Below are 23,221 nucleotides of genomic sequence, written 5' to 3'. Positions count from 1 at the left end.
GGCCAGCTCGGGGTTGTCGGCGCGGATCGCGGAGGAGACGACGACGCAGCTCGCGTAGAGTGCGGGCCACGCGCGCGTAGAGGGCGCTCACCAGGGTTACACCGGGCGCACCACGCGGTGGAGGGGCATGTAGTGGATCGACTCGACACGGACGTTCGTGCCCGGCCTCGGGGCGTGGATCATCTTGCCGTCGCCGATGTAGATCCCCACGTGACTGAGGTCGTCGTAGAAGAACACCAGGTCACCCGGCTCGGCGTCGGCGGTCCGCACGGTCGTGCCGCCCTTCGCCTGGTCCCACGTGGTGCGCGGCAGGGAGATCCCCGCGGCTTTCCACGCGTCCTGGGTGAGCCCGGAGCAGTCGTAGGAGTCCGGTCCCGTGGCGCCCCAGACGTACGGCTTGCCGAGCTGGGCCCGCGCGAAAGCGACGACCTTCGCGGCCTTGGTGGAGTAACCGCTGTCCGTGCTCCCCGAGCCGGAACCCGACCCGGGAGTCGACCCGGGACCCGATCCACTTCCGGTCCCTGAGTCGCCGCCCTGGCCCGCTCCCGTCCCCCCGGCCGACCCGCTCCCGTGCCCCTGCCCCTGGCCCTGCCGCTGCGCCTGGCCCCGATCCGTCTCCTTCCGCGCGGCCTCTTCCGCCTTGCGCTTGCGCGCCGCCTCGGCGGCCTGTTCGCGCGACAGCTCCACGGCCTCGCGCGCAGCCTCCCGCTCCCGCTTCCGCTCGGCCGCCGCGAGCCGCGCCTTCTCCTCGGCGGTCAGCTCCGAGAGCAGCTCGCGCGCCTCGCCCAGCTTCTTCTGGACGGTCCGCTTGCTCGTCCTGAGGCCGTCGCGGGAGTCGCTCAGCGTCTCCAGGCTCCGCGCCGCCCTCGCGCGCTGTTTCGTCGCCGACGCCTGCTGCGCCTGGTAGTCGTCCACGGCCTTCTTCTGCCGCGCGGTCAGCCGGCCCGCCAGGTGGTTCTGGTCGAAGTAACCCTGGGGGTCGTCGGCCAGCATCATCGCGGCCGTATGGGAGGCGGCGCCGGTGCGATACTGCGCGGTGGCGTAGGAGCCGAGCTTTTGACGTGCCTCGTTCAGCTTGTCCGCGCGCTGGGCCACGTCGTCGAGCAGGCGGCCGGTCTTCCTGCGCTGCTTGTCGGTCTTCTCCTTGGCCGAGTTGTACTTCTGGGTGGCCACGCCCGCCTGGTGGTAGAGGTCGTCGACCTTCTTCCGCACCTCTTCGAGGCTGGGTCCTTCGAGCTTCCGCACCTCTTCGAGGCCGGGCCCTTCGAGGCCGGGTCCTTCGGGGCTCGGCTCTTCGAGGCCGGGCCTCGTCGGCTCGGGGGAGGGGGCTGCCTGCGCGCTCTGCGACAGGAGGGCCACGGAGGTCAGGGCGGCCGTCGTGAGGCCGACGGCCGGGGCGGTGCGGGGCCGGGGTGCGGTCGGCCGGGTCCGTGGCTTGCGGTGCGACGCCAAGGGAGGCGACTCCTTCCGTAGACCGCCTACCGGGTTAGCTGTCGGGTTCGGGCGGGTGCTCCGGAAGGTTGCCCTACGGTCCCGTACTGCGTACGGGACCGATTCACCCCAGGTTTTCGGTGGGTCCCCGGCTCCGAACGCGTCGGACTCGGCGGAGGCCACCCGCTCCCGGCGAGGTTCGCCGGCGGGGGACGAGCGGCCCGCGCAGCACGCTAGCCAACTCGTGAGGCGGGTGTGAAGGTTGATGTGCGATATGCCCGATACATTTCCGTGGCTTTACGAGGGTCTTGACGCGGGCATGGCGGGGGCATGACGTGGGCGTGACGCGGGACCAGCGGGGCGCTGCGGAGCGTGATCGTTCGCGGGCGGGGCGTAGAAGAAGGGGAGCCGGTCACCGGATGTGAGCGGACGGCGGATGTGAGGTGGTCGGAACCCGGGGCGGTTTGTCAGTGGGGCCGCCTAGACTCGGGAGGCGATGAGCAGCCTCTTTGATGACAGCTTCCTGGCGGACCTGCGGCCTTCCCGGGCCGCGGACGAAGAGCCCCCGCCGCCGCCCGAGGACAGCGCTCCGGAACCGGTTCCGGACGACTTGTTCAGCGGGAAGTTCGACGTGCCCATGACCCGGGACACGCACTACCGCGACGGTGCCCCGCGCCCGGTCATCGACCCGGCGACGCTCCTGGAGGGGCTGAACGAGAACCAGCGCGCGGCCGTCGTGCACGCGGGCTCCCCGCTGCTCATCGTCGCCGGCGCCGGCTCCGGCAAGACCCGCGTGCTGACCCACCGCATCGCGTACCTCCTCGCCGAGCGCGGTGTGCACCCCGGCCAGATCCTCGCGATCACCTTCACGAACAAGGCCGCGGGCGAGATGAAGGAGCGCGTCGAGCAGCTCGTGGGCCCCCGGGCCAACGCGATGTGGGTGTCGACCTTCCACAGCGCCTGCGTCCGCATCCTGCGCCGCGAGTACAAGAAGCTGGGCTTCACGTCCTCCTTCTCGATCTACGACGCCGCCGACTCCAAGCGCCTGATGGCCCTGGTCTGCCGTGATCTCGACCTGGACCCCAAGAAGTTCCCGCCGAAGTCCTTCAGCGCCAAGATCTCGAACCTGAAGAACGAGCTGATCGACGAGGAGGACTTCGCGGCGCAGGCGGCAGACGGCTTCGAGAAGACCCTCGCCCAGGCCTACGCCATGTACCAGTCACGCCTGCGCGAGGCGAACGCGCTGGACTTTGACGACCTGATCATGACGACGGTCCACCTCCTGCGCGCCTTCCCGGACGTCGCCGAGCACTACCGCCGCCGCTTCCGGCACGTCATGGTCGACGAGTACCAGGACACGAACCACGCGCAGTACGCGCTGGTGCGCGAGCTGGTCGGCCCCTCCGGGGGCGAGGGCGACGACCCCGCGGAGCTGTGCGTGGTGGGTGACGCGGACCAGTCGATCTACGCCTTCCGCGGTGCCACCATCCGCAACATCCTCCAGTTCGAGGAGGACTACACCGACGCGACGACGATCCTCCTGGAGCAGAACTACCGCTCCACGCAGACGATCCTGACCGCCGCGAACGCCGTCATCGAGCGGAACGAGAGCCGCCGCCCGAAGAACCTGTGGACCAACCAGGGCGCGGGCGCCCGCATCACCGGCTATGTCGCCGACACCGAGCACGACGAGGCGCAGTTCGTCGCCGACGAGATCGACCGGCTCACGGACGCGGGCGACGCGAAGGCCGGCGACGTCGCGATCTTCTACCGGACGAACGCCCAGTCCCGTGTCTTCGAAGAGATCTTCATCCGTGTCGGCCTGCCCTACAAGGTCGTCGGCGGCGTCCGCTTCTACGAGCGCAAGGAGGTCCGCGATGTGCTGGCCTACCTGCGCGTTCTCGCCAACCCCGAGGACGCGGTCCCGCTGCGGCGCATCCTCAACGTCCCCAAGAGGGGCATCGGCGACCGCGCCGAGGCGATGATCGACGCCCTCTCGCAGCGCGAGAAGATCTCCTTCCCACAGGCACTGCGCCGCGTCGACGAGGCGTACGGGATGGCGGCCCGCTCCACCAACGCCGTCAAGCGGTTCAACGCGCTCATGGAGGACCTGCGGACCATCGTCGAGTCCGGCGCGGGCCCCGCCGTCGTCCTGGAGGCCGTGCTCGAGCGGACCGGCTACCTCGCCGAGCTGCAGGCGTCGACCGACCCGCAGGACGAGACCCGCATCGAGAACCTCCAGGAACTCGCCGCCGTCGCACTCGAATTCGAGCAGGAGAACGCGCAAGGGAACGCGCGGCCGGAAGGCGAGGAGGGGGCCGCCGCTCCGGCGGGCACGCTCTCCGACTTCCTGGAGCGCGTCGCGCTCGTGGCCGACTCCGACCAGATTCCGGATGAGGAGGACGACGGCTCCGGAGTCATCACGCTCATGACGCTGCACACCGCCAAGGGGCTGGAGTTCCCCGTGGTGTTCCTGACCGGCATGGAGGACGGCGTCTTCCCGCACATGCGCTCCCTCGGGCAGGTCAAGGAGCTGGAGGAAGAGCGCCGCCTCGCCTACGTGGGCATCACGCGCGCGCGGGAGCGGCTCTACCTGACCCGGTCCTCGATGCGCAGCGCCTGGGGCCAGCCCTCCTACAACCCGCCGTCCCGCTTCCTCGAAGAGATTCCGGACACGCATCTGGACTGGAAGCGGAAGGGCTCCGTCGGCCCCCTGGCGTCCTCCGGTCCCGCCGGTGGCATCGCCTCGTCGCTGTCCTCCTCGCGCTCGCGCACGGGCGGCGCGCAGGGCTTCGCGACCCGCCGCGCCTCGGAGAAGCCGGTGGTCTCGCTGGCGGTCGGGGACCGGGTGACGCACGACCAGTTCGGCCTGGGGACCGTGGTCGGGGTGAAGGGCACCGGGGCGAACGCCGAGGCGACGGTGGACTTCGGTGAGCCCAAGCCGAAGCGGCTCCTGCTGCGGTACGCGCCGGTCGAGAAGCTGTAACGCCGGGGGCGGGAGCCCGGTGGGCCGCGCCTTCGCCGGCGGCGGCCCATCGGCGAGCCGCGCCCGGCGGGGCGGCCCCGGTTACGTCGGGTCGAGGCCGTGGCTGCGCAGCCACGGCAGCGGGTCGATAGCCGAGCCGTGGCTGGGGCGCACCTCGAAGTGCAGGTGCGGGCCCGTGGAGTTGCCGGAGTTCCCGGAGAAGGCGATGGTCTCGCCGGCCTTCACCGGACCGCTGGAGATCTTGTGCTGGGAGAGGTGGCAGTACCACGTCTCCGTGCCGTCCTTGGCGGTCACGATCGCCATGTTGCCGTAGGCGCTGTTCCACTTCGTGGTCACGGTGCCGTCGGTCGCGGCGAAGACCTCTGTGCCGTACGAGACCGGGAAGTCGATGCCGGAGTGCGCCGACATCCAGTTGACGCCCGCCTGTCCGTACTGCGCGCTCAGGCCGTGCTGCTTGACCGGCAGGACGAACTTGGGGCGCATGCGCTCCTTGCGCGCCGCCTCCGCCGCCGCCTGCTTCTGCGCGGCCACCTTCTGGGCCTTGAGGTCGATGCGCTCCTGCGTGCGGCTCGCCCGGTCCGCGAAGTCGCCCGCGTCCGCGGAGAGGTTCGCCAGCTGGGTGTCCAGCTTGTTGTTGGCGGTGGAAGGCTGCACGGACGCGGCGTCCGGGACCGAGGCCGCCGTCTCCTTGTGGTCGTCCCCACCGAAGCTGCCCACGGAGGCGGCGGCCACTCCGGCGACGCCCATCACGCAGGCCGAGGGCACGGCGACGGTCAGCAGAGCGGAACGCTTGGCGGGGGTGCGGCGACGGGTTCTCGACCGGCCCGCTCCGGGTCCGCCGCTCTTGCCGCGGGCGGCGCGGGGCGCGGGGACCGGGACGTGCGCGGCGGGCTCGTGCTCCGCGTCCTCGTACGGGTCCTCGTTCCCGCCCTCGTAGGAGTCCGCGTCCGCGTATGCGGCCTCGGCGGAGATCTCGTACTGCTCGGTCAGCTCGTACCGCTCGGTGCTCTCGTACGTCTCACCGGTCTCACCGGTCTCACCGGTCACACCGGCCTCGTACGGCTGCGGAGTCTCGGATTCCGCGGGCTCGTGCGTCGCTTGTGTCTCGTGCGAGTCACCGGCGGAGTTCCACGCGGTGGCGTCGTAGGCGCCCGTGTCGAAGGACTGGGTCTCCCACTGGCCGGTCGCGGGCGGCTGGTTCCAGTTGGTGGTGTCCCACTGGCCCGTGCTGTCGGGGCCCTGCTGGGAGGGGATGTCGGCGAGGTGCTGATAGGCGCCGGTCGACCAGCCGGAGGTGTCGTGGCTGTCGGTGTCGTAGGCGCCGTGCTGTTGCCCCGCGTACGTGGCATAGGTGGCCGGCTGCTGAGCGGTGTCCGCCGGCTGACGGGCGTCCGGGGCGGTCGCCCACTGGCCGGTGTCGTACTCGGCGCCGCTCATCTCACCGAAGAGCGGGTCGGTCGCGAAGGTGCCGGTGTCGAAGACCCCGGTGTCGCAACTGCCGGTGGAGTAGGCGTCGTAGCCGTAGCCGCCGTGCGGGGCGCTTTGCTGGTCGTACGTCGCATAGGGCGGGTAATCGGCGCCGGGTGCCGAGGGCGGGGGAGTCGAGCTCCCCGACGGGTGACGGTCGTTCACCAACTTCTCTTTCGCCTCGGCAGCAGGGGCAGAGCAGTGCGGCGACTGTACCCGGCGGTATACGGGCGCGACAATCTTCGGCAGGTTTCATGGTTTCAGGAAACGGGCATTCGGCCTTCTTTCGGGGGACTATGGGCGTCGGCTTGGTACTACGTTCGACCCCTGTTCGAGCTGGGACGGGGTGTGCGGCTGTGAATCCGTGAGCAGCCGTCGTCGGCGGAGAGGTCAGGCGACCGTGAGTCCGCCCGGTGCCCCCTTGGCATCCGCCCCTGGTTCGGCCAGATCGAGCGCTTCGCGCACGCCGTTCGCGACCGCCGGATGGACCGGCAGCGCGAGATGGCCGATTCCGGTCACCTGGATGTTCTGCGCGAGCAGGTCGGGATGGTCGACACAGGCGGTCTCCGGCGGGTCCATGACCTGGTCGAGATCGCTCCAGAAGCTCACGAACTGCGTACGGCAGTCGGGCGCGGGTTCCTTCAGCTCCTCGATCACGGCGGATCCCGGACGCATCTGCCGCACGATCGGGTGGGCGTTCGCGAGCGGTGCGACGCGGGTGCCCGTGTGCGGGGTGCCGAGCGTGACCAGCGTGCGAACGCGTACGTCGCCGCCCAGGCGCTGGGCGTAATAGCGGGCGATCAGGCCGCCGAGGCTGTGGCCGACGATGTCCACCCGGGCGTGGCCCGCGCGCTCGCACAGTTCCTCGACGCGCCGGCCGAGCAGCTCGGCGGCGGTGGGGATGTCGCAGGTCAGCGGTGAGTAGTTGAGCGACTCCACCCGGCGTCCGCCGTATTGGGTCAGTGCGCGGCGGAGCAGGACGAACACGGAGCGGTTGTCGGCGAAGCCGTGCAGGAGCAGAACCGGGGGGCGCCCGTCCGGGGGCAGGCGGGGCGCGTCGGGTGGCGGCTGGACGGGCATCACCCTGCGCTCCTGGGCGATGCCCGAGGGGTAGAGGACGAGGTGACCCGCGAGGATCGCCGCTTCCAGGGCGGTCGCCTTCAAAAGCGCTCCCGAGAACTGGCCCGCGATCCTGCCGGGCAACGCGGGCAGGGCCGCCAGCGCGGACAGGCCGGGCAGGGCGGAAACCGCGGGCAGCGAAGGCAGGGAGGGCAGGGAGTGCAGCGAAGCCCAGCTGGGTCGTGGGATGCCCCGTACCGCCCAGCCGGGTCGCGGCATCCCCCGCACCGAGGGCAGGAAAGGCAGGGTCCGCAGCGTCGACAGCGCGGGCAGCGTCAGCAGTGCCGAGAGTCCGGTCCCGGGCGGTCTGGGCAGCGGAAAGCCCCGGGCGTGAAAGGGGCGGGCCCCGGTGACCGGCATCGTCGACCTCCCGACCGGCAGCGCGGGAGGACGGCGCCGTCCCCCGTGTGCCCTAGGGGGAGTCGTGGGCAAGGAGAGTCGGTCGCGCGGCGGGGCCGCGGCTGCCGTCGTACGAACGGCACCCTGCCCCCGTCGCGCCGCCGATGCACCGCACCACCACGCCGGGCGGCTGCCGGCGTGGTGGTCCGGCGATCTCGATGCGGCTCCCCTCGCGCCTGGTCCGGAAGCGGGGCGTGAACCCCCGCTCGGTGGACGGCGCGCAGCGAATGTGTCCCACGTGTGATTTCCCCCTCCCTCTCCGCCGCGAAACTGCCGCTTGCGCGATGCTGGAGATAACGTTCGTTCACTTCCCCCGTCCTCGCGGCGCGGGGTGTCCGTGCTCGGGCATGCTCGGACAGATGGATGTCGGTACGGATATGGGTACATGGAGGCAGTGATGGGTGTGGCAGCCGGGCCGATCCGCGTGGTGGTCGCCAAGCCGGGGCTGGACGGGCACGACCGGGGAGCCAAGGTGATCGCGCGGGCGTTGCGTGACGCCGGTATGGAGGTCATCTACACCGGGCTCCACCAGACGCCCGAGCAGGTGGTGGACACCGCGATCCAGGAGGACGCCGACGCGATCGGCCTGTCCATCCTGTCCGGGGCGCACAACACGCTCTTCGCGCGGGTGATCGAGCTGTTGAAGGAGCGGGACGCGCAGGACATCCTGGTGTTCGGCGGCGGCATCATCCCGGAGGCGGACATCGCGCCGCTGAAGGAGAAGGGTGTCGCGGAGATCTTCACCCCCGGGGCCACCACGACCTCGATCGTGGAATGGGTCCGGGCCAACGTGCGGCAGCCCGCCGGGGCCTGACCTCCGGGGTGCCCCGGAGCCCGGCTCAGGACCGGTCCGCAGCCGGCCCCACCTCCCCGGCATCAGTGCTCCCGGGGCTCAACCGCGGTGGCCGGGGGCCGAGCGGCGGTGACCGGCGGCGACAGTTCGTCACGTATCGCCGCGCGCAGCCGCAAGGTGGTGACCAGGCGCTGGAACGCCTCCGACCAGTAGCCGCCCGCTCCGGGTGAGGCGTCGTCCTGTTCGTCCGGGACCGCCGTGAGCGACTCCAGGCGGACCGCTTCCTCGGGGTCGAGGCAGCGTTCGGCGAGGCCCATGACGCCGCTGAAGCTCCAGGGGTAACTGCCCGCGTCCCGCGCGATGTTCAGCGCGTCGACCACCGCGCGGCCCAGCGGCTCGGCCCAGGGGACGGCGCACACGCCGAGCAGCTGGAACGCCTCGGACAGGCCGTGCGAGGCGATGAAGCCGGCGACCCACTCGGCCCGCTCCGCCGCGGGCAGCGAGGCGAGGAGCTTGGCGCGTTCGGCGAGCGAGACGGCGCCGGGGCCCGCCGCGTCCGGGGCCGCGGGGGTGCCGAGCAGGGCCCTGGACCAGGTCGCGTCCTTCTGGCGTACGGCCGCACGGCACCACGCGGCGTGCAGCTCGCCGCGCCAGTCGTCGGCGACCGGCAGCGCCACTATCTCCGCCGGGGTACGCCGGCCGAGCCGGGTCCGCCAGATGGCCAGGGGCGCCGCCTCCACCAGCTGGCCGAGCCACCAGGAGCGCTCGCCCCGGCCGGTCGGCGGCTTGGGGGAGACCCCGTCCCGCTCCATGCCCGCGTCGCACTCGTGCGGGGCCTCGACCATGAGGGTCGGCCGGCTCGACACGTGGTCCACGGCCACGCAGGACGCCGCCCGGGCCGCCATCCTCCCGGCGAGCGCCGAGCCGGGAAGCGAGGAGAGCAGCTCGGCGGCGGTGGAGCGGACGTTGCGGCTGCGGTCGGTGAGGGCCCGCTCCAGGAACGGCTCGTCTGCGGCGGACAGGCCGGTGCGGAGGGAGTCGAGGAACATCAGGCGGTCCTCCGCCCGCTCCGTCGCCCACGTCGAGTCGAGCAGGTCCCGGGCGGCCGCGGTGTCGTGCGCGCGGAGCGCGGCGAGCAGCGCGACCCGCTCCGCGAAGAGGCCCTCTTCCCACAGCCGGCGGACATCGGCCGTGTCGTCCGCCGAGGGCAGCGGCACGCCGCCCCCCGGGGTGGCACGGAGCGCGAACCTCCAGTCCGGGTTGAGGCGGGCGAGCCACAGGGCCCTGGGGCCCCCGAAGGTCAGCGCCTGGGGGCGCAGGTCCGTGCGGCCACGGGCCGCGTCGAGCAGGGCGGGCAGCAGCTCCGGCGGCGCGCCGTACCCCCGGGCATTGGCCAGGGCCAGCCACTGGGGGAGCAGCTCCATCAGGTCGGGTGTCGCACCGCGCCTGCCACCGCCGCCGGTGCCGGGCCGGCCGGTGAGCAGCGTGGCGAGCCTGCGCCGGGCGGCGGGGGGCGCCGGAGGCCTCGGATCCCGGGCCGCGGGCTCGGGCGGGGTGGCGGCCGGCGCCGGACGCAGTCCCGCTCTGCGGCGGACGGTCTGCACCGCCGCCTCGTCCAGGAGGGCGGCCGGCGCCGTCCTGCCGGGCGCGGTCAGGCCGGCGGGCAGTGCGCGTCGGTCGGTGCCGAGCAGGGCCGCCGTGATCAGTTCCTCCCAGGAAGCGCGTCCAACGGCGGTAGGAGCGCCGGTGGGAGCGTGGGCGGGAGCACTGCCGGTGGGAGCACTGCCGGTGGGAGTGGCGGTGGGAACGTCGGCGGGAGGACTGCCGGTGGGAGCATCGGCGGGAGCACTGCCAGTGGGAGTGCCGGTGGGAGCGCCGGTGGGAACCTCGGCGGGAGCGGCGGGCGCGGGCCGCCGCGCCGCTGCGGGTGAGGCGGTCATCTGCTCCTCCTGGCGTTCATCTGCTCCTCCTGAGCTGGCCTGCCGCTCCGTGCGCGGGTCTGCTGCTCCTGACTGGGGGCCGGTCCTCCTGACGGGATCGGTCCCCCTGGCGTAGGGCTGCTGCTCCTGGCGCCGGCCGGGCGGCCCCTGGCACTCCTCGGTCAGCACAACGGCACCGTCTCTCCCGTGTCCCGGGGCCACGCGGTCAAGGGAGTGAAGCCCTGATGGCCGCACTCGCCGAAGACCGTCAGTGGTGCGCCCGCGGACAGGGCGACCAGCCGCCAGAGGCGTGGCGCGGGAGTGGCGGACGCCATGGGCAGCGCCAGATCCCCCTCGGCGTCAACCAACTGCCAGCGCTGATCGGATTGTTGGCCCGTCTGCTCGACGGGGGTCGGTATGACGTCGCGGAGCGTCACCGGCCAGGCGTCCAGCCAGGGGTCGTCACGCAGCGCCTCGCCGTACAGGGCGGCGGCCTCCTCCGTCCGTACGCCCGGCGGGCGCCGTGCCGTGGGCGCCGGGGCCGTGAACTGCTCGCCCAGCTCCGCCCGGAGCTGCCGCGCCCCCGGATATCCGGTCAGCTCCGCGTCCAGGGCGAGGCCCACCGGCAGAGCGAGCGACGGGGGGCGGCCCGCCGCACCGTAGGAGAGGAGCAGCGCCGTGCGGCCCGATTCCATGCCGTACAGCCAGACGCGGCGCGTGGTCAGCTTGCCGTCCCCGGTGTCGTACTGCGCGAGGACCAGCCAGTGGTCCCGCAGGGGCGGCGCCTCGGGCCGGCCGGGCAGGCCGACGCGGGAGCGGACCGTGGCGGCCAGTTCGGGCGGCAGTTCGTCGCGGCGGAGCCAGCCCTGGTCGAGCAGGTGCAGCAGGGCGCACTCCTCCAGCAGGCGCACCGGCCAGCCGGGCCCCGAGGACGGTATGGCCCCCAACTCCCGTACCCGCGCGGCAAGACCGGGGGCCTGCGCGTCGACCATGCGGGCCGCCGTCTCCTCCCACAGGCCATATCCCGTCTGTTCGGCGGAGGCGGTGCCGGAGCGCAGCAGATCGCACAGGCGCTGTTCCAGTTCCGTCGCCCCCGCGGTGATCCGCCCGGCCCGCCTCTCCGCCCTCTTGCGGGCCGCCTCGGGATCCGCCGGGGCGGCGACGGACGAGGCGGGCGAGGCGGCCGAACTCCCTTCGCCGTCAGCGCTTTTGCGGCGGGAGGCCAGCCAGTCCTCGGCCCACGCGGGCGGGGCGCCGTCCGGCACGGTGCTGTCGCCGGCGGCCCAGACCAGCAGCAGCCCCAGCGCGTGCTTGCACGGGAACTTCCGGCTCGGACAACTGCACTTGTACGCCGGGCCCGCCGGGGCCGAGAGGTCCACGACCGTCCGATACGGCTTGCTGCCGCTGCCCTTGCACAGCCCCCACACCGCCCCCTCGCCCGAACTGCCCGCCTCCGACCATGGGCCGGCGACGCCGAGTCTGCTTCCCGCCTTGCGCGACGGGGCGTCAGGCGCCAGTGCCAGCACCTGATCCGCCGTCCAGCGCACCCCCTGCTGAGTCATGTCCCGAAGGTAGGCCCCGCCACTGACAATCGGCCCCGGCACCGGCATCCGCACAGGTCACAGGCGGGCGCCGGTTGATTGTCAGTGGCGTGGTGCACGGTGGGAACACCTCCGGGCCGCACGTGCCCGGACGAGCAGGAGGGGGATCGCTCATGACCGTTTCCGTCGACTCGACGACGTCCGCGACCGCGCGTCCGTCCGGCGTGCTGCGGCCCCACGCCGAGCACGCCTTCGCCGCCGAACTGGCCGCGCTCGCCGCCCAGGACGATCGGCCGAGGCCGCAGCGGTGGAAGCTCTCGCCATGGGCCGTCGCGACCTATCTGCTCGGCGGCACGCTGCCCGACGGCACGGTGATCACGCCCAAGTACGTGGGGCCGCGCCGCATCGTGGAGGTCGCCGTCACCACCCTCGCCACCGACCGCGCCCTGCTGCTGCTCGGTGTGCCGGGCACCGCGAAGACGTGGGTGTCGGAGCACCTCGCCGCCGCGGTCAGCGGGGATTCGACGCTGCTCGTGCAGGGCACGGCGGGCACACCGGAGGAGGCCATCCGCTACGGGTGGAACTACGCCCGGCTCCTCGCGCACGGACCGAGCCGGGACGCGCTCGTGCCCAGCCCCGTCATGCGGGCCATGGCCGAGGGCATGACGGCGCGCGTCGAGGAGCTGACCCGCATCCCCGCCGACGTGCAGGACACGCTCATCACGATCCTCTCCGAGAAGACGCTGCCGATCCCCGAATTGGGCCAGGAGGTGCAAGCCGTACGGGGCTTCAACCTCATCGCCACCGCCAACGACCGCGACCGCGGGGTCAACGACCTCTCCAGCGCCCTGCGCCGCCGCTTCAACACCGTCGTCCTGCCCCTGCCGGAGAGCGCCGACGCGGAGGTCGACATCGTCTCGCGCCGCGTCGACCAGATCGGCCGCTCGCTCGACCTGCCCGCCGGGCCCGAGGGCATCGACGAGATACGCCGTGTCGTCACCGTCTTCCGCGAGCTGCGCGACGGCGTCACGGCCGACGGGCGGACGAAGGTGAAGTCGCCCAGCGGCACCCTGTCGACGGCCGAGGCGATCTCCGTCGTCACGAACGGCCTGGCTCTCGCGGCCCACTTCGGCGACGGCGTCCTGCGCCCCGGCGACGTCGCGGCCGGCATCCTCGGCGCCGTCGTGCGCGACCCGGCGGCGGACCGCGTGATCTGGCAGGAGTACCTGGAGACGGTCGTGCGGGAGCGTGACGGCTGGAAGGACTTCTACCGCGCGTGCCGTGAGGTGAGCGCATGACCGGGGCCACGGCGCGGGGGGCGGCGGCCGGGGCCGGGGAGACGCTGCTGCTCGGGGTGCGCCACCACGGACCCGGGTCGGCCCGCGCGGTGCGGGCGGCGCTGGACGAGGCGCGGCCCGAAGCCGTGCTGATCGAGGGACCGCCGGAGGCCGACCCCCTGGTGGGGCTCGCGGCCGACGAGGGGATGCGGCCGCCGGTCGCGCTGCTCGCGCACGTGGTCGACGAGCCGGGCCGCTCGGCGTTCTGGCCGCTGGCCGAGTTCTCCCCGGAGTGGGTGGCCATCCGGTGGGCCGTCGCACGAGGCGTGCCCGTCCGCTTCATCGACCTTCCGGCGGCGCACTCGCTGGCGTGGGCCGAGGAGGGAGCCGGGGACGGCGGCGAGGAGGGCGCCGAGGACGGGCCCGGGGCCGCCCCGGAGACGGAGACCGTCGGGGACGCCGTACGGATCGATCCGCTGGCCGTCCTCGCCGGGACCGCCGGATACGACGACCCCGAGCGCTGGTGGGAGGACGTCGTGGAGCACCGGGAGGCGGGCGGGGACCCGTTCGCGCCGTTCGAGGCGCTGGGCGACGCCATGGGCGCGCTGCGCGAGGCCTACGGGGACGGCGGGCACGACCGCGACCTGGTGCGCGAGGCCCACATGCGGCTCCGGACGAGGGCCGCGCAGAAGGACTTCGGGCCCGACCGGGTGGCGGTGGTGTGCGGCGCCTGGCACGTGCCCGCGCTGCGCCGCAAGGTCACCGTGGCCGCCGACCGGGCGCTGCTCAAGGGCCTGCCCAAGGTGAAGGCGGAGATGACGTGGGTGCCCTGGACGCACCGCCGGCTCTCCCGCGCCGGCGGGTATGGCGCGGGCATCGCGTCGCCCGGCTGGTACGGCCATCTCTTCGGCGCGCTCGACCGGCCCGTCGAGCGCTGGATGACGAAGGTCGCGGGGCTGCTGCGCGACGAGGGCAGGCTCGTCTCGTCCGCGCACGTGATCGAGGCGGTCCGGCTCGCCGAGACGCTCGCCGCGATGCGCGGGCGGCCGCTTGCGGGGCTCACCGAGACGACCGACGCCGTGCGGGCGGTGATGTGCGAGGGCTCGGACGTGCCGCTCGCCCTGGTGCACGACCGGCTCGTCGTGGGGGACGTGCTGGGCGAGGTCCCGGAGTCGGCGCCCGCGGTGCCGCTCCAGCGCGACCTCACCGTGCTCCAGCGCAAGCTGCGGCTCAAGCCCGAGGCACAGGAGCGGGAGCTGGAGCTGGACCTGCGCAAGGAGACGGACGCGGCCCGCAGCACACTGCTGCACCGCCTGCGGCTCCTCGGCATCGGCTGGGGCGAGCCGGCGGGCTCCCGGGGCAGCACGGGGACGTTCCGGGAGACCTGGCGCCTGCGGTGGCAGCCGGAGCTGTCCGTGCGGGTCGCCGAGGCGGGGGTCTGGGGGACCACGGTGCTGGGCGCGGCCACGGGCCGGGCGTCGTCCGACGCCGTCGCGGCGACGGGCCTCGCCGAGGTCACCGCGCTCGCCGAGCGGTGCCTGCTGGCCCAGCTGCCGGACGCGCTGCCCGTGGTGATGGGGGTGCTCGCCGACCGGGCGGCGCTGGACGCGGACGTCGGGCACCTGGCGCAGGCCCTGCCCGCCCTCGTGCGGTCCCTGCGGTACGGGGACGTGCGGGGGACGGACACGGCGGCGCTCGCCGAGGTCGCCCACGGCCTCGCGGAGCGGATCTTCGTCGGCCTCCCGGCGGCCTGCGCGGGACTCGACGCGGACGCGGCCCTGGAGATGCGGGGGCATGTCGACGCGGTGCACCAGGCGGTGGGGCTGCTGGCGGAGCTCCGGTCGGCACCTGCTGCGAGTGAGGGCGCCGGCGGGTCGGCCGGGGATGCGGGGTCCCCGGCGCGGCACGCCTCCCCTCCCCCGCGTCCCGACGACGATGCCGCCGCGCCGCAGAGCACGGCCCCCGCAGAGATCCGGGCCCGGTGGAGCGCCGTGCTGCGCGTGATGGCGCGGCGGGAGACCGTCGCAGGGGTCGTGCGGGGGCGGTGCGCGCGGCTCCTGCTGGACGCCGGGGAGCTGGCGGACGGGGAGGCGGGCCGGCTCATGGGCCTCGCGCTGTCCCGGGGGAGCGAGCCGGCCGAAGGCGCCGCGTGGATCGAGGGATTCGTCGGGGGCGGTTCCGGGGGCGGGCTGCTCCTCGTGCACGACGAGCGGCTGCTGGGTCTGGTGGACGACTGGCTGAGCGGTGTCTCGGACGACGCCTTCATCGACGTACTGCCGTTGCTGCGGCGCACGTTCTCGGCGTACGAGCCGGGGGTGCGGCGCACATTGGGGGAGCTGGTGCGGCGCGGGCCGGACGGGGGCGGCGGCGCCCTCGCCGGGGGTGGGGTGCCCGGGTTCGCCGAGGAGATCGACGCCGCGCGCGCGGACGCCGTCCTGCCGACGCTGCGGCTGCTGCTCGGCACGGCACGGACCACGGCACGGACAGAGAGCGACGACCTGATGGGGGTGGCGGGATGACCGGCGGGACGGACGAGCGGCTGCGGCGGTGGCGCCTCGTGCTCGGCGGGGACGGCGCGGACGGGACGGGGCGCGCCCTCACCGGAAGGGACGCGGCGATGGACGGCGCGCTCGGCGCGCTGTACGGGGCGGGGAGCGGGAAGGAGGACGGGGGCCGGGGCCGGTCGGCGGGCCTCGGTGGCTCCGCGCCGTCCGTGGCGCGCTGGCTCGGCGACATCCGGACGTACTTCCCCTCGTCCGTCGTCCACGTCATGCAGCGGGACGCCATCGACCGACTCGGGCTCTCCGCGCTGCTCCTGGAGCCGGAGATGCTGGAGGCCGTCGAGGCGGACGTACACCTGGTGGGCACGTTGCTCTCCCTGAACAAGGCCATGCCGGAGACCACCAAGGAGACGGCGCGCGCCGTCGTGCGCAAGGTGGTCGAGGAGCTGGAGAAGCGGCTCGCGACCAGGACGCGCTCCGCGCTCACCGGCGCCCTGGACCGCGGCGCGCGCGTCAGCAGGCCCCGCCACCACGACATCGACTGGAACCGCACGATCGCGGTCAACCTCAAGAACTACCTGCCGGAGTACCGCACTGTCGTCCCCGAGCGGCTCATCGGGTACGGGCGGGCTTCGCGGTCGGTGAAGAAGGAGGTCATCCTCTGCGTCGACCAGTCCGGCTCGATGGCGGCGTCCGTCGTCTACGCGTCGGTGTTCGGGGCGGTGCTCGCCTCCATGCGCTCGCTCGACACGCGGCTCGTCGTCTTCGACACCAACGTGGTGGACCTGACCGAGCGGCTCGACGACCCGGTCGACGTCCTCTTCGGCACCCAGCTCGGCGGCGGCACCGACATCAACCGCGCGCTCGCGTACTGCCAGGCGCGGATCTCCCGGCCCGCGGACACGGTCGTCGTCCTTATCAGCGACCTCTACGAAGGCGGGATACGCGACGAGATGGTGAAACGGGTCGCGGCGATGAAGGCGTCCGGAGTGGGGTTCGTGACGCTGCTCGCGCTCTCCGACGAAGGGGCGCCCGCGTACGACCGCGAGCACGCGGCGGCGCTCGCCGCGCTGGACGCGCCGGCCTTCGCCTGCACGCCGGACCACTTCCCGGAGGTGATGGCGGCGGCGATCGAAGGGCGGCCACTGCCGATACCCGAGGCGTGATGCCCGGCGCGTGACGCCCGGCGCGTGATGCCCGGCGCCGCGCCGCGCCACGCCGGGCCGGATCGCATCAGCAATCGGCGCAATCCGAGCCGAGCGGCCGCGCCGGAGGAGACGGGAGTGGTCCGTTTGCCGTGGCGACCGTCATGCCGCGGCCGGCGGGTGACCGTCGGGCCGGCGGCCGGGCTGTGACCGTCATCACCGCCCAAATGTGATCTGCGATTTAGGGACCCACGTCCTACGGCGATAACCTGCGAGACGGACATGCCGCGTACGGGACTCCGTCCTACGCCTCCCTTGTGACAGCGCAGTCACGTTGCCCTCCGCGGCACGCCCACGCAGACAGCTGACACCAAAGCAGCGAGATCGCAGCGAGATCACGGATTAGGGACGGACGCGCGTGGACCTGTTCGAGTACCAGGCGAGGGACCTCTTCGCCAAGCACGGTGTACCGGTGCTGGCCGGTGAAGTCATCGACACGCCTGAGGCGGCGCGCGAGGCCACCGAGCGGCTTGGCGGCAAGTCGGTCGTCAAGGCGCAGGTGAAGGTCGGTGGCCGCGGCAAGGCCGGCGGCGTGAAGCTGGCGGCGAACCCGGACGAGGCCGTCGCTCGCGCGACGGACATCCTCGGCATGGACATCAAGGGCCACACGGTCCACAAGGTGATGATCGCCGAGCTGTCCCCGGAGATCGAGGCCGAGTACTACGTCTCGTACCTCCTCGACCGCACCAACCGCACCTTCCTGGCCATGGCCTCGGTGCAGGGCGGCATGGACATCGAGGAGGTCGCGGAGAAGACCCCCGAGGCCCTCGCGAAGGTCCCGGTCAACGCCGTCGAGGGCGTGACCATCGAGAAGGCGCGCGAGATCGTGGCGCAGGCGAAGTTCCCGGCCGAGGTGGCCGAGGGTGTCGCCGAGGCGATGGTGACCCTGTGGGAGACCTTCGTCGCCGAGGACGCGCTCCTCGTCGAGGTCAACCCCCTCGTCAAGACCAAGGACGGCCGCATCCTGGCCCTGGACGGCAAGGTCTCGCTCGACGAGAACGCCGACTTCCGCCAGCCCGACCACGAGGCCCTCGAGGACAAGGACGCAGCCAACCCGCTCGAGGCTGCCGCCAAGGCCAAGAACCTCAACTACGTGAAGCTCGACGGCGAGGTCGGCATCATCGGCAACGGCGCCGGCCTGGTCATGTCGACCCTGGACGTCGTCGCGTACGCCGGTGAGGCGCACGGCGGCGTGAAGCCCGCCAACTTCCTCGACATCGGTGGCGGCGCCTCCGCCGAGGTCATGGCCAACGGCCTGGAGATCATCCTCGGCGACCCGGACGTCAAGTCCGTCTTCGTCAACGTCTTCGGTGGCATCACCGCGTGCGACGAGGTCGCCAACGGCATCGTGCAGGCCCTGGAACTGCTCGCCTCCAAGGGCGAGAAGGTCGAGAAGCCGCTGGTCGTGCGCCTCGACGGCAACAACGCGGAGCTGGGTCGCAAGATCCTGAGCGACGCCAACCACCCGCTCGTGCAGCGTGTGGACACCATGGACGGCGCGGCCGACAAGGCCGCCGAGCTCGCGGCCGCGAAGTAAGGGACGAGGGACAGAACAGCCATGGCTATCTTCCTCAACAAGGACAGCAAGGTCATCGTCCAGGGCATGACCGGTGCCACGGGCATGAAGCACACCAAGCTCATGCTGGGTGACGGCACCAACATCGTCGGCGGCGTGAACCCGCGCAAGGCGGGCACCAAGGTCGACTTCGACGTCCCCCAAGGCCCTAATGGCCAGGGAGGGGCCCCCATCGAAGTCCCGGTCTTCGGCACGGTCAAGGAGGCCATGGAGAAGACGGGCGCCAACGTCTCCGTCCTCTTCGTGCCGCCGGCCTTCTCCAAGGCCGCCGTCGTCGAGGCGATCGACGCCGAGATCCCCCTCGCCGTCGTCATCACCGAGGGCATCGCCGTCCACGACTCCGCCGCCTTCTGGGCGTACGCGAAGTCCAAGGGCAACAAGACCCGCATCATCGGCCCGAACTGCCCCGGTCTCATCACCCCGGGCCAGTCGAACGCCGGCATCATCCCGGGCGACATCACGAAGCCGGGCCGCATCGGCCTGGTCTCGAAGTCCGGCACGCTGACGTACCAGATGATGTACGAGCTGCGCGACATCGGCTTCTCGTCGGCCGTCGGCATCGGTGGCGACCCGGTCATCGGCACGACGCACATCGACGCCCTGGAGGCGTTCGAGGCCGACCCCGACACCGACCTGATCGTCATGATCGGTGAGATCGGCGGCGACGCCGAGGAGCGTGCGGCGGACTACATCAAGGCCCACGTGACCAAGCCGGTCGTCGGCTACGTCGCGGGCTTCACGGCGCCCGAGGGCAAGACCATGGGCCACGCCGGCGCCATCGTCTCCGGCTCCTCCGGCACCGCGCAGGCCAAGAAGGAGGCCCTGGAGGCCGCCGGCGTCAAGGTCGGCAAGACGCCGACCGAGACGGCGAAGCTGGCCAGGGCCATCCTGGCGGGCTGACCCGGCCGACGTGACGCGGGCCCGTACCTCTGCCGAGGTGCGGGCCCGCTCCCGTTCCCGGGGGCGGGTCCGTCACTTCGCCTGGGGGACCAGGCGGTGGGGGCCGCTCGGTACCTCACCGCGGAGTTTGGCGCGGAGTTCCTCGTCCTCGTACGAGAGGGGGCCCGGGCCCATGAGGGGCGGTACGCCGCTGATGGCGCGGCCCGGGGCCTGCGGGGGTTCGTAGTGGGTCGGGGCCGTGCGCAAGGTGAGGGCCGTGGCCCCGACGATCAGCGTCGTGAAGGCGATGGCCGCGCGGGTCCACAGGCGGGCCCGGCGCTCGCTGGTCACCCGCACGCGCTGCGGCTTCGGCGGCCGCAGCTTCTCCGCGCCGCCCAGGGCGACGAGGCGCCGGTGCAGTGTCGCGGGCTCCGCCAGGTCGGGGAGCCGTTCGGCGATCGCCGCGCGCGCGTGCAGCAGGCGGTTCGCGGCGGCGGGCGTGCTCGCCTCCGTCTCCGCGGCGGTCTCGGGCAGGTCGAGGCCGACGCCGTCGTAGAGCAGCAGGGTGCGGCGCTGGGCGGGCGGCAGACGCAGGAGTACGCCGAGGAAGGCGCGGTCGGCCGGTTCGGCGGGCGGGGCGTCCGAGCGGCGCAGGCCGGGGCGGAAGCGGTGCCAGGGCGACATGGCGTACTCGTGCGTGACGGCGCGGACCCAGCCCGGCGGGTCGCGGTCCACGGCCACCTCCGGCCAGCGCTGCCACGCCTGCTGGAAGGCGCGCTCGACGGCTTCCTGGGCCAGCGACCGGCGCCCCGTGAGCAGATAGGCCTGCCGGACCAGGGCGGGAGCGGCGTGCGCGCACAGGGCGTCGAACGCCTCGGCGGCCGAGACGTCGCGCCGCCGCACGGGGAGCGCGGCGGCGGGCGTCAGCGTGGCGACGGGGCGCTCGGACGTGGGCTGCCCGGACGCGGACTGCCCGGACGCGGGCTGCTTGGGCGTGGGGGCCGGTGCGGCCGTCGCCGCCGACGCGGGCGCGGCTCCGGAAGCGGGGTCCGGCTCGGGCGACTTCCCTGCCTCCGCTGCCTGCGCCGGGGCGGAGGTGGTAGGCGGAGGCGCGGGGTCGGCGGGGCCTGCCCCGGGTGCGGATTCGGTTGTGGGTGCGGGTGGGGGCGCGGGTGCGGGTGCGTTCCCGGCTCCGGACTCGACGTCGACCCCAGCTGCGGCCGCGGGCTTCCCCTTGACACCGGCACGGGCCTTGGCACCGGCGCGGGCACCGGCCTCGGAGCCGGCCTTGGCGCCGGAGCCGGCCTTGGCACTGACACCGGCCTCGGCACCGGAACCGCCCTTCGCACCGGCCTCGGACATGGGCTCGGCGCCGACCCCGGTCTCGGTCTCGGACGTGGGCTCCGCCTCGGCATCGGCCTCGGACGTCTCAGCCCCAGCCCCGGGGTGGGACGTGGACGTAGAGGCGGCCTCGGACGACGTGGGCGTGGCTTCGGGCGCTGAGGTGGGCGTCGGGCGAAGGTGGGAGCGGCCGCTCACCGCGGGTGGGGCGCCCGCCACCCCCGTGGGGCCGTGCGGTTTCGCGGCGCGCTTGACCGGCCGCTCGGGCCTGGTCGTCGACCTGGCGCCGTCGCCCGCCTGGGCCCAGCCGGGCCGCCGCACGGCATGCCTGCCCGCGCCGGGATCGGCCCCGTCGGCCGGGGCCTCGGCGGCGGCGCACTCCTCGGCGAGCGCGTTCAGCAGCTTCGCGTAGGCCTCATGGGAACGGCCCTGTGGGTTCGTACGGCCCTTTTCCCAGGAGCGGACCGTCTCGCGGGTGACGCCGAGCTTCGCGGCGAGGTCGGCGTGGCTCAGCGACTTCGCCTCGCGCAGCCTGCGGCGTTCCTTGGGGGAAGGCAGCGACGTGGCAGGGCTCTGGGGCATGTCGGACTCTCCGCACCGTGGGCCGACGTACGGCGGTCGGCCGGGCGCAGCCGAGCCGCAGTACGAATAAGTACATAAACGTATCTTGGGCGACACATCCGATATTCGCCTGTTACGCGAAGAAAGCGCGTGTCGTTGGGAGCATGGCCGGGTGAGCCAGACGACCGATCGCCCTGCCTCGTCACCGTCCGTCCAGGAACTGCTCGACCGCGACCGCGCCCGCTCCCAGGGCCTCGTCACCTGCGCGGTGAACGGGGCCGTCGCGGCCAGCCTCGGCCTCGGCGTGCTCGCGGTGCTCGTCATCATGCTGTGGATCACCTCGCCGTATCCGGACAGCGGCCCCGACGGGGCGCTGCACGTCGCGGCGGGGCTGTGGCTGCTCGCCCACGGCGTAGAGCTGATCAGGACGGACACGCTCTCCGGGGCGGCGGCCCCGGTCGGCGTGACACCGCTGCTCCTCGTCGTTCTGCCGGGCTGGCTCGTGCACCGGGCGGCGCGGGACGCGGCGGCCCCCGACGGCGGGGGCCATGCGGCACACACGGCGTGGTGCGGCGTGCTGGCGGGCTATCTGCTGGTCGGCACGGTCGCGACGCTGTACGCGTCGGGCGGTGAGCTGCGGCCCGACGCGCTCAGCGTGATGGTCCGGCTGCCGCTGCTCGTCGCCTGCGCGGCTGCGCTCGGGGTGTGGACGGCGCACGGCCATCCGCGCGGGCCGCTCCCGGAGCCGGTGCGGCCCGCCGTCGCGCGGCTGCCCCGGGGGGTGCGGGCCCACTGCGTACGGGGTTCCTTCGTGCGCGGCAGAACGCTGGAGGTCGCGCGGGTCGGCGCCGTCGGGGCGGCGGTCCTCGTCGGCGGCGGGGCGCTGCTGGTCGCGGTGTCGCTCGGGCTGCACGCGGGGCCGGTACGGGTGTCGTTCGCGCAGGTCACGAACGTCTGGTCGGGGTGGTTCGCGGTGCTGATCCTGGTCCTCGCGCTCATGCCGAACGCGGCGGTGTGGGGCGCGGCGTACGGGCTCGGCCCCGGGTTCGCGCTCGGCAGCGGGAACGTGGTGGGCCCGCTCGCCATGGACGCGGGCCCACTGCTGCCGCCGTTCCCGCTGCTCGCGGCGGTGCCGACGCCGGGGCCCGGGTCGCCGCTGACCTGGGCGGCCGGGGCGGTGCCGGTGGCGGCGGGGCTCGCGGTGGCGTGGAGCACGGCGCACTTGGCGGCGCCGGCCTTCGGGGAACGCGAGGAGGCCTGGACGGCGGGGCGGACGGCCGCGGGCGCCGCGGTGGCGGCGGTGCTGTGCGGGGTGTACATGGCGGGGCTCGCGGCGCTCTCGGGCGGCCCCCTGGGTGTGGCGGTCCTCAGGGACTTCGGCCCCGTGTGGTGGCAGACCGGGGCGGCGGCACTGGCCTGGACGGCACTCGTCGGCGTCCCGGCGGCCCTGGGCCTACGGTTGTGGCGCCTGCGCTCACACCCGAGTGGACCCGACACGGAGCACTCCGCCCCGGGCGAGGCGCCTGACAGGAAGTCCCCGGGTACGGGTACGAGGATTCCGGCCACCGGGGGATCGGCGGGCACCGGACGGTCCGCCGGTACCGGGGAACCGCCGAGCGCGGGGAAACCGCCGACGGCAACGAGGTCGCGCGACGCGAAGGCGTCGCCGGATGCCAAGGACCGGCCGGGCGTGAGGGAGAGGCCGGGTGCCGCGGAGTCGCATGGCACGGAGGGGACGGCGGATGCCAAGGAGTCGCCGGGGGCCAGGGACTGGTGGGGCGGGAAGAAGACGCGCGGCACCGAGGAGCCACCGGGCGCCAAGGAGTCGCGCGGCACCGAGGAGTCGCCGGGCGCCAGGGACTGGTGGGGCGGGAAGAGGACGCGCAGCACCGAGGAGCCACCGGGCGCCAAGGAGTCGCGCGGCACCGAGGAGTCGCCGGGTGCCGTCCGTCGGGCCTGGCGGTGGTGCGGCACGGCGCTGTCCCGGCGCCGGACTCGTCCACCGCGCCCGGAACCTTCCCGGGAGAAGAGCCCCCACCTGCACGTACCTCGCGTGAGACTCCCGTGGCGCCCCGGGAGCGAACCGTCCCCGCAGCCCGCCGAACCGACCGGGGAGAGCCGCACCCCACCGCCCGCCGAACCGACCGGGGAGAGCCGCACCCCACCGCCCGCCGAACCGACCGGGGAGAGCCGCACCCCACCGCCCGCCGAACCGACCGGGGAGAG

At 73.5% G+C, this 23,221-nt stretch carries 13 protein-coding genes, 2 pseudogenes and 1 riboswitch; of the genes and pseudogenes, 8 read left to right on the top strand and 7 right to left on the bottom strand.

Going from position 1 to position 23,221, the window contains the following annotated elements; all coding sequences use genetic code 11:
* Window positions 1-96: 96 nt before the first annotated feature.
* Window positions 97-1,452: an NlpC/P60 family protein gene (locus ABZ385_RS31530; protein ID WP_358914020.1), complete on the bottom strand. Its 1,356-nt coding sequence runs from the start codon at window positions 1,450-1,452 to the stop codon at window positions 97-99.
* Window positions 1,453-1,459: 7 nt separating this feature from the next.
* A riboswitch (cyclic di-AMP (ydaO/yuaA leader) is annotated at window positions 1,460-1,616 on the bottom strand.
* Between the two features lie 311 nt (window positions 1,617-1,927).
* Here ABZ385_RS31530 and pcrA point away from each other — a divergent pair.
* Window positions 1,928-4,417: a DNA helicase PcrA gene (gene pcrA / locus ABZ385_RS31525; RefSeq protein ID WP_358914019.1), complete on the top strand. Its 2,490-nt coding sequence runs from the start codon at window positions 1,928-1,930 to the stop codon at window positions 4,415-4,417.
* An 81-nt stretch (window positions 4,418-4,498) separates the two neighbouring features.
* Here pcrA and ABZ385_RS31520 read toward each other — a convergent pair whose 3' ends face one another.
* Together ABZ385_RS31520 and ABZ385_RS31515 are read right to left on the bottom strand one after the other, a co-directional pair.
* Window positions 4,499-6,049, bottom strand: a complete 1,551-nt coding sequence (locus ABZ385_RS31520; protein WP_358914018.1) for a M23 family metallopeptidase — start codon at window positions 6,047-6,049, stop codon at window positions 4,499-4,501.
* Between the two features lie 225 nt (window positions 6,050-6,274).
* Window positions 6,275-7,363, bottom strand: a complete 1,089-nt coding sequence (locus ABZ385_RS31515) for an alpha/beta fold hydrolase (protein ID WP_358914017.1) — start codon at window positions 7,361-7,363, stop codon at window positions 6,275-6,277.
* Between the two features lie 436 nt (window positions 7,364-7,799).
* Here ABZ385_RS31515 and ABZ385_RS31510 point away from each other — a divergent pair, with 436 nt between their 5' ends.
* The gene (locus tag ABZ385_RS31510; protein WP_358589627.1) at window positions 7,800-8,216 is read left to right on the top strand and encodes a cobalamin B12-binding domain-containing protein; all 417 of its coding nucleotides are present in this window, start codon (window positions 7,800-7,802) and stop codon (window positions 8,214-8,216) included.
* A 62-nt stretch (window positions 8,217-8,278) separates the two neighbouring features.
* Here ABZ385_RS31510 and ABZ385_RS31505 read toward each other — a convergent pair whose 3' ends face one another.
* Window positions 8,279-10,135, bottom strand: a complete 1,857-nt coding sequence (locus tag ABZ385_RS31505; RefSeq protein ID WP_358914016.1) for a DUF5691 domain-containing protein — start codon at window positions 10,133-10,135, stop codon at window positions 8,279-8,281.
* 161 nt (window positions 10,136-10,296) lie between these two features.
* Window positions 10,297-11,676 carry an SWIM zinc finger family protein gene (locus tag ABZ385_RS31500; protein ID WP_358914015.1) on the bottom strand — a complete coding sequence of 460 codons (1,380 nt, stop codon included), beginning with the start codon at window positions 11,674-11,676 and terminating at the stop codon, window positions 10,297-10,299.
* 152 nt (window positions 11,677-11,828) lie between these two features.
* Between ABZ385_RS31500 and ABZ385_RS31495 the strand changes: the two genes are divergently transcribed.
* The 5 genes from ABZ385_RS31495 (at window position 11,829) to sucD (ending at window position 19,114) form a co-directional block, all read left to right on the top strand.
* On the top strand, window positions 11,829-12,953 hold the full coding sequence (locus tag ABZ385_RS31495) for an AAA family ATPase (RefSeq protein ID WP_358914014.1): 1,125 nt from the start codon (window positions 11,829-11,831) through the stop codon (window positions 12,951-12,953).
* Entirely contained in the window at window positions 12,950-15,451 is a 2,502-nt protein-coding gene (locus ABZ385_RS31490; protein ID WP_358914013.1) for a DUF5682 family protein, read from the top strand. Before ABZ385_RS31495 ends, ABZ385_RS31490 begins: the two co-directional genes overlap by 4 nt.
* Window positions 15,448-16,599, top strand: a complete 1,152-nt coding sequence (locus ABZ385_RS31485) for a VWA domain-containing protein (RefSeq protein WP_358699894.1) — start codon at window positions 15,448-15,450, stop codon at window positions 16,597-16,599. Before ABZ385_RS31490 ends, ABZ385_RS31485 begins: the two co-directional genes overlap by 4 nt.
* A 397-nt stretch (window positions 16,600-16,996) precedes the next feature.
* Window positions 16,997-18,175 carry an ADP-forming succinate--CoA ligase subunit beta gene (gene sucC, locus ABZ385_RS31480; RefSeq protein ID WP_358588407.1) on the top strand — a complete coding sequence of 393 codons (1,179 nt, stop codon included), beginning with the start codon at window positions 16,997-16,999 and terminating at the stop codon, window positions 18,173-18,175.
* A gap of 21 nt (window positions 18,176-18,196) precedes the next feature.
* Window positions 18,197-19,114 (top strand): succinate--CoA ligase subunit alpha, encoded by a 918-nt coding sequence (gene sucD, locus ABZ385_RS31475; RefSeq protein ID WP_358914012.1) that lies wholly within the window; start codon window positions 18,197-18,199, stop codon window positions 19,112-19,114.
* 72 nt (window positions 19,115-19,186) lie between these two features.
* Here sucD and ABZ385_RS31470 read toward each other — a convergent pair.
* Both ABZ385_RS31470 and ABZ385_RS31465 read right to left on the bottom strand, forming a co-directional pair.
* Window positions 19,187-19,978, bottom strand: a pseudogene (locus ABZ385_RS31470) (sigma factor-like helix-turn-helix DNA-binding protein); the annotation flags it as partial.
* Between the two features lie 846 nt (window positions 19,979-20,824).
* A pseudogene (locus ABZ385_RS31465) lies at window positions 20,825-21,016 on the bottom strand (helix-turn-helix transcriptional regulator); the annotation flags it as partial.
* A 151-nt stretch (window positions 21,017-21,167) separates the two neighbouring features.
* Between ABZ385_RS31465 and ABZ385_RS31460 the strand changes: the two are divergent.
* The coding region (locus ABZ385_RS31460; RefSeq protein ID WP_358914011.1) for a DUF6350 family protein at window positions 21,168-23,221 on the top strand (2,054 nt) is incomplete at its 3' end.

Source organism: Streptomyces sp. NPDC005898 (assembly GCF_040629635.1).
Lineage (GTDB): Bacteria > Actinomycetota > Actinomycetes > Streptomycetales > Streptomycetaceae > Streptomyces.
Note: the sequence above shows the minus strand (reverse complement) of the source record. Positions and strands in the feature narration are given on the sequence as shown.